The sequence below is a fragment of the Marinimicrobium hydrolyticum genome (genome assembly GCF_030848505.1).
Taxonomy (GTDB): domain Bacteria; phylum Pseudomonadota; class Gammaproteobacteria; order Pseudomonadales; family Cellvibrionaceae; genus JAVDDU01.
On record NZ_JAVDDU010000005.1, the window covers coordinates 188,929 to 201,129 of the forward strand.

A 12,201-nucleotide genomic window follows, 5' to 3' on the forward strand; every position below is an offset into this window, starting at 1 on the left:
CCCTGCACTTGCGTCTCAGATTGCACCGCGGGGTTAAATCAACTCAAGATAAGGTTGGATGTATGCTGCGAATCGCTGAAGAAGCCCTCACGTTCGACGATGTTTTGTTGGTACCCGGATATTCCGATGTTACCCCGAAAGACGTGTCCTTGAAAACCCGGCTCACGCGCGCGATTCAATTGAACATCCCGTTGATCTCTGCGGCTATGGATACGGTCACCGAAGCGCGCCTGGCTATTGCCATGGCTCAGGAGGGCGGTATCGGGGTCATCCATAAAAGCATGGGCATAGAGCAGCAGGCAGCCCAGGTCAGAGCGGTTAAAAAATTCGAGGCGGGTGTCGTTAAAGACCCGATTACCATTGAGGCCGATGCCTCCATCAGTGACCTTTTGGCGCTCACCAAACAGCACAATATTTCTGGAGTGCCCGTTATGGAGAAGGGCGACCTGGTTGGTATTGTGACCGGTCGTGATGTGCGCTTTGAGTCCAATCTCAGCGCTCGGGTCTCCAGCATTATGACCCCCAAAGAAAAACTGGTAACGGTTCCCGAGGGCGCCGCCAACGATGAAGTGCGTAGCTTGCTGCACAAACACCGCATTGAAAAAGTGCTGGTGGTGAACGATAAGTTTGAACTACGCGGTTTGATCACCGTAAAGGACATCAATAAGGCCGAGAAATACCCGAACGCCTGTAAAGACCCCGAGGGTCGACTGAGAGTTGGCGCCAGTGTTGGCACCAGCCAGGATACGGATGATCGGGTCGCGGCTCTGGTTGAGGCTGGTGTTGACCTGCTGGTTGTCGATACCGCCCATGGCCACTCCAAAAACGTGCTCGAGCGTGTGCGCGCCATCAAGGCCAGCCACCCGGACGTTCAGGTGGTGGGCGGTAATATCGCCACCGCCGACGCGGCATTGGCATTGATGGAAGCGGGCGCGGACGCGGTAAAAGTGGGCATAGGCCCCGGTTCCATCTGTACCACGCGCATTGTCAGTGGCGTGGGTGTGCCGCAAATTTCCGCCATCGCGAATGTCGTGGCCGCGTTGAAGGGCACGGATGTTCCGGTGATTGCCGATGGTGGTGTGCGCTTCTCCGGCGACTTGGCCAAAGCCATTGTTGCGGGCGCGGATACGGTGATGATGGGCTCCATGTTTGCCGGCACCGAAGAGGCTCCTGGCGAAGTAGAGCTGTTTCAAGGGCGGACCTATAAATCCTACCGTGGCATGGGCTCGCTGGGTGCCATGGCGCAAACCCAGGGCTCTAGCGATCGCTACTTTCAGGACGCCAGTGCCGGTGCCGAGAAATTGGTCCCCGAGGGCATCGAAGGCCGTGTACCTTACAAGGGCCCGCTTAATGTCATCGTGCATCAGATGATGGGTGGTTTGCGTGCCGCCATGGGTTACACCGGTTGTCAAAATATTGAGGAAATGCGCACGCGTCCTCAGTTTGTTCGGGTCACTTCGGCGGGCATGGGTGAAAGCCATGTTCACGATGTGCAAATTACCAAAGAAGCGCCCAACTACCCAGTCAATGGTCGCTAAGTTAACAGACAGTGATCAGCCGCGTTCGCGGCTGATCAAGTTTTCCTCCCGCATATTTTTGCTTTCGCCACTGGACCTCTCATGACCCAAGACATTCATGCCCAGCGTATTCTGATTCTGGATTTCGGCTCTCAATACACTCAGTTGATCGCACGCCGCGTGCGTGAAGTCGGCGTTTATTCGGAAGTGCGAGCTTTCGATATTACTGAGGATGAAATTCGAGATTTTGCTCCCCAGGGGATTATTTTGGCAGGCGGGCCTGAATCGGTAACCGTGGCCGGTTCTCCCAGAGCGCCGGAGCTGGTGTTCACCTTGGGCGTGCCGGTGCTGGGTATCTGCTATGGCATGCAGACCATGGCCGAACAGCTCGGGGGTTCAGTCCAGGGCTCCGCCATTCAGGAATTCGGCTACGCGCAAGTGAAAGTCTTGGGGCAGAGTACGCTATTGCACGACATTACCGACCATGTGGATCACGACGGCGGCTCCCTGCTGGATGTATGGATGAGCCACGGCGACAAGGTCATCAGTTTGCCGCCCGGCTTTGAAGTCATGGCTTCCACGCCATCTTGCCCGATCGCCGGCATGTACTGTGAAGAGAAAAAAATGTACGGCCTGCAGTTTCATCCCGAGGTGACTCACACGCTGCAGGGTAAACGAATTCTGGAGCACTTCATTTACGAACTGTGCGGTTGCGACGTGCTCTGGACGCCCGCCAACATCGTTGAAGACGCCATTCAAAAAGTGCGCGCTCAAGTGGGTACCGATAAGGTATTGCTGGGTTTGTCCGGTGGTGTAGATTCCTCAGTAGTTGCCGCCTTGCTGCATAAAGCCATCGGCGATCAACTAACGTGCGTGTTCGTGGACAACGGCCTGCTGCGTAAAAACGAAGGCGATCAAGTCATGGACATGTTCGCCAAACATATGGGCGTCAAAGTGATTCGCGTGGACGCTGAGGCTCAATTCCTGAACAAGCTGGAAGGTCTGAACGACCCGGAGCTGAAACGTAAAGCCATTGGCAATACGTTTATCGATGTCTTTGATGCCGAAGCGGTGCGCCTGACCGACGTAAAATGGTTGGCCCAGGGCACCATCTATCCAGACGTTATTGAGTCCGCTGCTGGAAAAACCGGCAAGGCCCATGTGATTAAATCCCACCACAATGTGGGCGGCCTGCCGGAAGAGATGGCCATGTCCCTGGTCGAGCCTCTGCGGGAGCTGTTCAAAGACGAGGTTCGGGCCATTGGTCTGGAACTGGGCCTGCCTTACGACATGGTCTACCGCCATCCCTTCCCGGGCCCCGGTTTGGGTGTACGCATCCTGGGCGAAGTAAAGAAAGAATACGCGGACATACTGCGCGAAGCGGACGCCATCTTTATCGAAGAGCTGCGCGCTGCCGAGTGGTACCACAAAACCAGCCAGGCGTTCGCCGTGTTCCTACCGGTAAAATCCGTTGGCGTGGTGGGCGACGGCCGACGCTACGAATGGGTCATCGCCCTGCGCGCGGTGGAAACCATCGACTTCATGACCGCCCGCTGGGCGCACCTGCCGTACGAGCTGTTGGAAAAAGTCTCCAACCGCATCATCAACGAAATCTCCGGCGTCTCCCGCGTCACCTACGACGTGTCCAGCAAACCCCCTGCAACAATTGAGTGGGAATAGAAGCGCCAATCTTTGGCACCTTAGGCTGTCTCTTGGCAGCCTAAGGTGCCCACCATCAGATCACTGTTAAAACCCATTCTTTTACCGTTTCCGTATCGAAGATATCCCCGTCATAGAGGATGTCCGGCACATAAGACTCATTATGGTCGCGGAAGCGCTTGCGCCAGACTTTCATGGGGTAGATTACTTGCCCCAAATTGCTCGGCAGTATCGCCGGGTAGTCGAGGTTGACGTCGATATACAGAGAGTCAACGCCGGTTTCTTCGCCCAGGTGTGTGGCGTTGGGGAGCAAGCGCACCATGTCCGCAAAGTCCAAACAAGCGCTGGCGCAGGAGTGGCTCGTTAGAAACACGATCTGGGTATCGGAACTCAGGCTGAAAAGTCGGCCGAAGAACCCGGCCAGGCGTCCAGCAAAACCGAAGCTGTTTTGCTCAGTATGCCAGGTTTTTCCCTGCCTACCGGACCTTGCTATAGCGTTTGCTGTTGAAGGGTTGATGCGAGCCAAGTGGTGTTTTGCATATTGAAGATTCTGGTCGCTCAGGCGAAATTCAGAATAATGATATTGACCGCCAGCTTCCAAAGAAAGATTCACCATGGACATGGAGCCGTAAAGCGACCTAAGAATGTCGAACGCCCATCGGCTACTTCCACCACCATTAAACCTGACATCCATAACCAAGGTGCGTGGTTCAGGAAGGTTTTTCAAAGCAGCCAGTATTTGCTCGAATTCGGCGACGTCATCCTCGGAATCAATTAGAAATGTGGGTAAGTAGACCCAGTAAACGCCACTTTCGATTTCTTCAATCATTGCCGAGGCCGGATAGGCTTCTCGGTGCTGCGCTCTTGCGGAATTACTGGCGCCCGACGGTGCCGCAGACCAATGCATTTGATAGGTGGTTTTCCGACCCTGGTGGGCAAAAACACACTCCTTATAGGGGGTTCGATTCCCCAATCCGCCCACACGAAACAGTTCCGGCGCATAGCGAGCTCTTGCGGCTCTGACTGAATTGTCGCGAAAGCGATAGTGGAGTACGTCTTCGTCTATCAGGGCTTCGACCTCTCGCCCGTCGCAACTGATGAGCTCCGAGCCCGGCTCCGGCAATGCCACCGGCCAGCCGCTCGGCGTCACTGTGTTTACCAGGTATTGACTGCCCAGCATGTTGATGTCCATTCCGGGCCAGAGGGGGGGCTCAAATGAAAGACCCGTAAAGCTCACATAGAAATGCTCGTCCGCAAAACCAGCCATGTAATAGCTGATGGCAGTCTGATAGTCGGCCTCGGTTTTGGCCGCTTCCGCCATTGCTCGGGCAGTTTGGTAGCCGGTTTCCATGTATTCACGGAAAGCGGGGTTTTGCTCGTCAATGGCACCCGGGTGATTGTCGCGCGCCAATTGGTAGATAAAGTCTAAGTCTTGCGTGGCCACGTTGGACCAATAATCTGGAGGCGCATAAGGTAGGGAATTATCTATCTCACCTGTGACCCATCGCAGGTTTGCCAGTTGGTAGTGGATGCCTTGCTGATTGTCCCATGTAGGGATGAAATTGACCGCACTGCTTAAGCGGCTGAGGTTGAGCCCTTTGTTGACCAACTCTTGCGCTGAAAACGCGAAGCTCTTCCAAGTGCCCACTTCATCAATGTGCAGGGGAATATGGCTTGTGCTACAGGGCCAGCCGCATTCAATGCTGATGGCGATATCAGAAGCCTTGCCCCAATCCAGCACTTTGATATCGAACTCCAGGTGACCCGAACGGAATGCTCGCATATCTGCAGGATATCCTTGCAGCTCCGAAGGGGCGGAACGGAACAGTGCGTTGGCGGGTTTATCCGAATAGCGAACGTCCAGCACGGTGTCCCGATCGCTCTGGCTATCCTGTATCAGTCGCGCCTGGATGAAATGGTGATAGTCTTCAGTGGCTAATACCTCCCGCCCGGGAGAGCCATCCAACGGCATTTCAAAGTAGCTGGGAAATCGCCAGTCGGACGAGATGCAGTCTACAAGCACTGCCCCTTGCTCTAGCTGACAGTTTGAGACCACCAAGGCAATTTCGGTAACTTGTTGATCACTTGCATTGGCGACAGAAAAGGTTGTGGAAATAAGCGCCATCAGCGTAAAGAGAGAGGTTTTCAAGCGAGGTTCCTCCTTGACTCTAGCCCAGTTCAATAGATTTCCTTGAGGAAAAGAAGACTATATCACCATTTTCATTTGAGGTATAAATGCGCCGAAGCAACGAATAACCGGTGAAGCGGGTCGCCTGACAGTGTCCTTCCGTTCAGGAATCGAGAGGAGACAGGCGTCACACTGCTGGCGTGAAGGTTGTGCTAAGCTGATTGGAGTGCCATCACCAGGGAGGCCACGCCATGCCGTATATCCACCATCAGCTCAACGGGGCCAGCATTTGTCATTATGAGCTCGCCGACAGCCTGACGATCGGGCGCAGCTCGGATAATCAGCTTGTGATCGACGATGCCACGGTTAGCGGCCACCATGCGGTGATTGAGAAAACCGCCGAGGGCTACCAGATCCGGGATCTGGACAGCACCAATGGCGTGTTTGTGAACGGTCAGCGGGTGTCGAACCGCGTCATTGGTGTGGACGATACCGTCGTTATTGGCACTCACGATCTGCAGTTTCTGGACAACTTGTCCGACGCGCTGCAAAAAACCCTTAAAATAAAGAAGAGCTGGATTCCCGGCGTTTATTACACCGCCGAGTAATTTTTGGATCAGGCTCGATCGCAATAACTACGGCCCGCCATGACAGCACTGCTCGAACGGCTCATCAGCCTATTGAATCTGCGCACTCTGGCATTACTGCTGGGGCTGTGGCTGGTTGTGGCGCCGCCTTCCTATCCAGCCCTGCAATGGCTCGACGGCACCCTGGCTTCTCTGACGGTCACCCTGGCCGACGATCCGGTTTACTTCGCCTGGAGTCAGGCTACATCCTCAGCGCCAACACTTTGGTGGACACAAGTAGGAGAGCTGCCGAAGTTTTTAGAAGCAGAATCCGCGTCGCCCAGTTGGGTGACGAGCCCCCAAACCCCCTGGTGGTTTGATCCCGCTCATTCAGTTCTGGCGCTTTTGCTGACCGCATTCGTGTGTCTTCTGATTCCGAAGTTACGGCTGAGCGTTGCACTGTTGTCGTCCTTACTGGTGTTTGTGGTGCTGATGGCAGCCCAATTAGGAGCCGCGATTGCCCGCAATTACTGGTTGCCTTTGGGGCTCAGTGCACAATACCTGTGGTTGGGGCTGCTGTTGGTCGGTTGTTGGTATTGCCAGGGTGTTTGGCAACGCCGTTATCAGTCCACCAGCCGGGAACTGGGCGCACTTAAAATGCAGCAGGGCGACTGGATAGGAGCCAGTACGGCTTTGGCGGCTTGCCCGATTTCACCGGAAGTACTGACCGATTTGTACCAGCAAGCGCGTCAGCATGAAGAGCAGCGGCGAGTCGCCGATGCGCGCCGCGTGTACGCTCTGCTTCAGCAGCGGCGCCGGCGTTACCGGGATGTGGAGCAACGGTTAGCCAGTTTGCAGAAGCCGCCCAAGGCACCGGAAGCGCGGGATATGGCGCAAACGCTGGTACTGGATATTCCCCCCACGCCAACGCGCTTGGGCCGCTACGAAATTGAGCGGGAGTTGGGAAGAGGGGCCATGGGGATCGTTTACCTGGCTCACGATCCTCACATTGCGCGCCCATTGGCCATTAAAACTTTGAATTATGCTCACTTCGATAGCGCCGAGCGCGAAGCAGTGAAGGCGCGCTTTTTCCGAGAAGCGGAAGCGGCGGGGCGCTTGCGCCACCCGGGCATCGTCGCCGTTTATGATGTGGGCGAAGAACCGGAGCTGGCCTATATCGTGATGGATTACGTTCAGGGTGAGCCCCTGAGTCAATTTGCAGCTCCAGAGAAGTTATTGCCCATCCGCAAAGTTTACGAGGTGGCTTTGCAGGTGGCCGAAGCCCTCGCTTACGCCCACAGCCAGGAGGTGGTGCACCGGGACATCAAGCCCGGCAATATTCTGTATCGGCCGGAGCAAAATCAAGTTACCGTGACTGACTTCGGTATCGCTCGAATCGCCAGCAGCGCCCGGACCCAAACGGGAGAGATTTTTGGTAGCCCCCTCTATATGTCTCCTGAGCAATTACGCGGTTTGCGAGCGGGAGAACAGAGCGATATTTTCAGTTTAGGAGTGACCTTTTATCAGCTTTTGAGTGGGGCGCTCCCGTTCCGTGGTGAGAACATCGCCGAGCTCAGCTACCAGATCGTGCAAGGGCGGCATAAAAATATTCGTGACCTGCGTCCACAACTGCCTCGCAGTGCCACTCGTATAATCAACAAAGCTCTGCAAAAGGAACCGGAGAGTCGTTACGCCAGTGCGACGGATATGGCGCGGGCGCTCAGCAAGGCAATTGAGCGCGACTTCTGAATCCAAAAAAAAGGTGAAATATGGCACAGCTAATACAATTGATCGATGACGTCGTCGCCAATAAATTCGACGTGCCTCAGGGCAGTTTGCACTTGGGCCGCCATCCGGGCAGCGATATACAACTGGATGACGGTGCGGTCAGTGCGCGCCACGCGCGTATTATTGCCGAGACCAATGCTGATTTTCCGCAGTTCCGGGAGTATTACCTGGAAGACCTGCACAGCACCAACGGGACCTTTGTGAACGGCCAGAAAATCAGTGGCCGACGGCGCCTACACCACAATGACACTCTGCGTATTGCCTGGAATGAGTTCAAATTTGTGGATCATGAAGAGCAGAACTTGGATCGCACCGTACACATGCTGGCCGATCAGTAAGTGTAGTAGTTGATAGCATACCCAGGGTGTCGACTCACGGCCATGCACTCACACACTACATCCTCCTCGTCCCTAAATCAGAACGTCCTCGTCATTCCCGCGAGTGCGGGGATCCAGCTTTTGAGGCCGATCCCAGCTATGGGGTGGGGAATTGAAAAAGAGCTCGATGGCCTGATGCAAGGGGGCCGTGCAGGGTGAGTGTTTCAGCAAGCCTCAAAAGAGGGACCTTTTGAGGCAGTCCCCAGGGAGGGGTTTACGACGTTTGCTGAAACACTCACCCTGCGCGGCCCGAGGGCTAGCTTACGAAGTTGTTAATTCGATTATTTATTCCGGACACCAGTTCGCCTGCGCGGGAATGACACCCATTAAGGCGATTGTCGCTGGGCGAGCTTTACAATGTGCTGCCATTCAGATGCTTTGACCGGTTGCACCGACAGACGCCCCTGTTTCAACAACACCATATCTTCCAATGCCGTTTCCTGCTTCAGGGCTTTGAGCGGTACTACCTGGGCAAACTTGTCCACGAACTGAACATCCACGGCGTACCAGCGAGGCTGGTCGGGGCTGGCTTTCGGATCGAAGTAATCACTCTCTGGATCAAACTGCGCTGGGTCCGGGTAGGCGTTCTTGACCACTCGCGCTATGCCGGCCACTCCCGGCACCTTGCATTGGCTGTGATATACAAAGACCTCATCACCCACCTGGACTTGGTCACGCAGAAAATTGCGAGCCTGGTAATTGCGAATACCGTCCCAGCGGCCAATGCCTTGCCGCTCCTTGCTTAGATCGTCAATCCCGTACACATCCGGCTCGGATTTAAACAGCCAATACTTGCTCACGTCTTTTCCTCTTTGTTGCGGCGCTCGGTGGCGTACTGGCGCCAGGTTTTATATACTGCCCGCCTTTACGCAGTTCCGGCCATCTGGCCGGAGATAGTCAATCAAGTGGCCTTTGGTAGGGGTCACCACTGAAACAGGATCGCTCATGCCCACGATTAGTCTTCCCGACGGTTCCAAACGCGAATTTCCCCAGCCGATTTCCATTTTTGATCTAGCCGCCGACATTGGCCCGGGCCTGGCGAAAGCCGCTGTGGCCGGCACTGTCGATGGTAAGGAAGTTGATACCAGCTACACCATAGACCGTGACGCGGAAGTGGCCATTATCACCGAAAAGTCCCCAGAAGGTCTTGAGGTGATTCGCCACTCTACCGCACACCTGTTGGCCCAGGCTGTGAAGGAGCTGTTCCCCGAAGCTCAGGTCACCATTGGCCCAGTGATTGAGGACGGTTTCTACTACGACTTCGCCTACAGCCGGCCGTTTACGCCCGAAGATCTGGAAGCGATCGAAAAGAAAATGGCCGAACTGGCCCAGGCCGACCTGCCTGTGGCCCGCCGCGTATTGCCGCGCGATGAAGCCGTTAAGTACTTTCGCGATTTGGGCGAAGAGTACAAAGCACAAATTATTGAAGACATTCCGGCTGACGAAGCCTTGTCTCTGTACCGTCAGGGCGATTTTGAAGATCTGTGCCGCGGCCCCCATGTGCCGTCTACCGGCAAACTGAAATACTTCAAGTTGATGAAAGTGGCCGGCGCTTACTGGCGCGGCGACTCTAACAATGAAATGCTTCAGCGGATTTACGGCACCGCCTGGGGTAGCAAGAAAGAGCTGAAAGCCTACTTGCACCGCCTGGAAGAGGCGGAAAAGCGTGACCACCGCAAACTGGCTAAAAAATACGACTTGTTCCATATCCAGGAAGAGGCGCCGGGCATGGTGTTTTGGCACCCCCGGGGTTGGTCTGTGTATACGGCGCTGGAAGAGTATATGCGTCAGGTGCAGCGCGCCAATGGCTACCAGGAAATCCGCACACCGCAAATCGTTGATCGCACCCTGTGGGAGCGTTCCGGCCACTGGGACAAATTCCGCGACAACATGTTTACCGTCGAGTCGGAATCCCGGGATTATGCCGTTAAACCCATGAACTGCCCGTGTCATGTACAGGTATTCAACCAGGGTTTGAAAAGCTACCGGGATCTGCCGCTGCGCCTGGCCGAATTCGGGAGCTGTCACCGTAACGAGGCCTCCGGAACTCTGCAGGGCTTGATGCGAGTACGCGGCTTTGTGCAGGACGATGCGCATATTTTCTGCGCCGAAGACAAGATTCAGGAAGAGGTGTCTCAGTTCACCGACCTGCTGTACCAGGTTTACGCGGACTTTGGTTTCGAAGATCTGATTATCCGCCTCTCCACACGCCCCGAGCAACGCGTGGGCAGTGACGAGGTCTGGGATAAGTCCGAGAAGGCGCTGGCCGAAGCGCTGGACGCCAAGGGGCTGGAGTGGACACTGCTCCCGGGAGAAGGCGCTTTCTACGGCCCGAAGATCGAATTCTCCCTGAAAGACTGCATCGGCCGCGTTTGGCAGTGCGGCACTATTCAGGTGGATTTCTCCATGCCGGGCCGGCTGGGCGCCCAATATGTGGCCGAGGATGGCTCTCGTCAGGTGCCGGTTATGTTGCACCGGGCCATACTGGGCTCATTTGAGCGTTTTATCGGTATTTTGATAGAACATTACGAAGGCGCCTTCCCCGCTTGGTTGGCGCCCGAACAGGCGGTGGTGCTCAATATTACCGACAATCAGGCCGAATATGCTCGAAAAGTTGAAAAAACCCTCACCGATAAAGGCTTTAGGGTCATTTCGGACTTGAGAAACGAGAAGATCGGCTTTAAAATCCGCGAGCATACAATTCAGCGGATCCCCTATCTCCTGGTTATTGGAGACAAGGAAATGGAATCCGACGCCCTGGCGGTGCGTACGCGCTCAGGTGAGGAATTGGGTGTCATGAGTATCGAAGCCTTTGCGGAACATCTGGCTGCTGACGTCAAACGACGGGGCCGGGTGGAGCGCTAGGGCCTCTGCTTGTATCTTTAAACAGAATGGAGAAGACAACTATCAAACGACCAACCGCTAAAGGAAAGTCCAAGAAAGCCCGGATTAACGATCAGATAGAAGCCGGAGAAGTCAGGCTGGTAGGAGCCGATGGAGAGCAAGTGGGCATAGTCCCGCTGGAAGAGGCTCTGAAGACGGCCCAGGCCGCCGACCTGGATTTGGTGGAGATATCGCCCGATAGTGACCCCATAGTCTGTAAGATCATGGACTATGGCAAGCATCTGTTTGAGATCAAGAAGACCAAAGCCGCTGCCAAGAAGAAGCAGAAGCAGCAGCAGATTAAAGAAATGAAATTTAGACCAGGGACGGAGACTGGAGATTATCAGGTCAAACTACGCAACCTGATACGTTTCCTTGAGAACGGGGACAAGGCCAAGGTATCACTGCGATTCCGCGGCCGGGAAATGGCTCACCAGGAACTGGGTATGGATGTTATGCACCGTATCGAAAAGGACCTGGAGGAGCTGGGCACTGTAGAGCAACAGCCAAAAATGGAAGGCCGGCAGCTCATTATGGTGATCGCCCCTAAAAAGCGAAAGTAGCCGGGCTTTTAGCTGCCTTGTTACTGGATTATCTATTATTAATGCGGAGTTTTTCCCATGGCAACAAAAGCTAAAGTACACAGTGGCGCCGCCAAGCGCTTCAAGAAGACTGGCGCAGGCTATAAGCACAAGCACGCCAACAAGAGCCACATCCTCACAAAAATGACCACCAAGCGTAAGCGTCAGTTGCGCGGCACCAGCGTCCTCAACGATGCGGATGTTCCGGCGGTTAAACGTATGCTTCGCCACGACTGAGTCGCGTCGAAAAATTCAATTTTTGAGAGGAGAGAAACATGGCTCGTGTAAAACGTGGAGTGCAGGCGCGTCGTCGTCATAAAAAAGTTCTTAAGGCTGCTAAAGGTTATTACGGCGCCCGTTCGCGGGTATTTCGGGTAGCCAAGCAGGCTGTTATCAAAGCCGGTCAATACGCTTATCGCGATCGTCGCAATAAGAAGCGTAATTTCCGTGCTCTGTGGATCACGCGTATTAACGCTCAATCCCGCGCTGAAGGCCTGACTTACAGTCAGCTAATCGCGGGCTTGAAGAAAGCCAACATCGTTCTGGACCGTCGCGTTCTGGCCGATCTGGCGGTTCACGACAAAAACGCATTTGCGGCCGTTGTTGCACAGGCTAAATCAGCTCTGGCTGCTTAATCGTCAATAACGGGTTAGGGGTTAGTTAAGAGCCCCCAACAAGTGCGATGAAAGGGAGGGGCTGCGA

General features: G+C 54.9%; 11 protein-coding genes. 9 read left to right on the forward strand and 2 right to left on the reverse strand.

Going from position 1 to position 12,201, the window contains the following annotated elements; translation table 11 throughout:
• The first annotated feature begins 62 nt into the window (after positions 1–62).
• Together guaB and guaA are read left to right on the forward strand one after the other, a co-directional pair.
• Positions 63–1,538, forward strand: coding sequence for an IMP dehydrogenase (gene guaB, locus RBH33_RS11230; RefSeq protein ID WP_306732283.1), 1,476 nt, complete (start codon positions 63–65; stop codon positions 1,536–1,538).
• An 81-nt stretch (positions 1,539–1,619) separates the two neighbouring features.
• Positions 1,620–3,197: a glutamine-hydrolyzing GMP synthase gene (gene guaA / locus RBH33_RS11235; RefSeq protein WP_306732284.1), complete on the forward strand. Its 1,578-nt coding sequence runs from the start codon at positions 1,620–1,622 to the stop codon at positions 3,195–3,197.
• A 55-nt stretch (positions 3,198–3,252) separates the two neighbouring features.
• Here the strand turns inward: guaA and RBH33_RS11240 are convergent, their stop codons facing one another.
• The gene (locus RBH33_RS11240; RefSeq protein ID WP_306732285.1) at positions 3,253–5,325 is read right to left on the reverse strand and encodes a S41 family peptidase; all 2,073 of its coding nucleotides are present in this window, start codon (positions 5,323–5,325) and stop codon (positions 3,253–3,255) included.
• Positions 5,326–5,555: 230 nt separating this feature from the next.
• Between RBH33_RS11240 and RBH33_RS11245 the strand changes: the two genes are divergently transcribed.
• From RBH33_RS11245 to RBH33_RS11255, 3 genes are read left to right on the forward strand one after another with little or no spacing between them, the layout of a single operon-like run.
• Positions 5,556–5,912 (forward strand): FHA domain-containing protein, encoded by a 357-nt coding sequence (locus tag RBH33_RS11245; RefSeq protein WP_306732286.1) that lies wholly within the window; start codon positions 5,556–5,558, stop codon positions 5,910–5,912.
• 39 nt (positions 5,913–5,951) lie between these two features.
• Positions 5,952–7,619 (forward strand): serine/threonine-protein kinase, encoded by a 1,668-nt coding sequence (locus RBH33_RS11250; RefSeq protein ID WP_306732287.1) that lies wholly within the window; start codon positions 5,952–5,954, stop codon positions 7,617–7,619.
• A 20-nt stretch (positions 7,620–7,639) separates the two neighbouring features.
• Positions 7,640–7,996: an FHA domain-containing protein gene (locus tag RBH33_RS11255; protein WP_306732288.1), complete on the forward strand. Its 357-nt coding sequence runs from the start codon at positions 7,640–7,642 to the stop codon at positions 7,994–7,996.
• 365 nt (positions 7,997–8,361) lie between these two features.
• Here the strand turns inward: RBH33_RS11255 and RBH33_RS11260 are convergent, their stop codons facing one another.
• Positions 8,362–8,835, reverse strand: coding sequence for an EVE domain-containing protein (locus tag RBH33_RS11260; protein ID WP_306732289.1), 474 nt, complete (start codon positions 8,833–8,835; stop codon positions 8,362–8,364).
• A 145-nt stretch (positions 8,836–8,980) separates the two neighbouring features.
• Between RBH33_RS11260 and thrS the strand changes: the two genes are divergently transcribed.
• The 4 genes from thrS to rplT are packed head-to-tail and all read left to right on the forward strand — an operon-like array spanning position 8,981 to position 12,134.
• Entirely contained in the window at positions 8,981–10,900 is a 1,920-nt protein-coding gene (thrS, locus tag RBH33_RS11265) for a threonine--tRNA ligase (protein WP_306732290.1), read from the forward strand.
• Positions 10,901–10,926: 26 nt separating this feature from the next.
• Positions 10,927–11,481: a translation initiation factor IF-3 gene (gene infC, locus RBH33_RS11270; protein WP_306732291.1), complete on the forward strand. Its 555-nt coding sequence runs from the start codon at positions 10,927–10,929 to the stop codon at positions 11,479–11,481.
• Between the two features lie 57 nt (positions 11,482–11,538).
• Positions 11,539–11,736, forward strand: coding sequence for a 50S ribosomal protein L35 (rpmI, locus tag RBH33_RS11275; protein WP_306732292.1), 198 nt, complete (start codon positions 11,539–11,541; stop codon positions 11,734–11,736).
• 38 nt (positions 11,737–11,774) lie between these two features.
• Complete coding sequence (gene rplT / locus RBH33_RS11280; RefSeq protein ID WP_306732293.1) at positions 11,775–12,134, forward strand: 50S ribosomal protein L20; 360 nt, start codon at positions 11,775–11,777, stop codon at positions 12,132–12,134.
• Positions 12,135–12,201 lie beyond the last annotated feature (67 nt).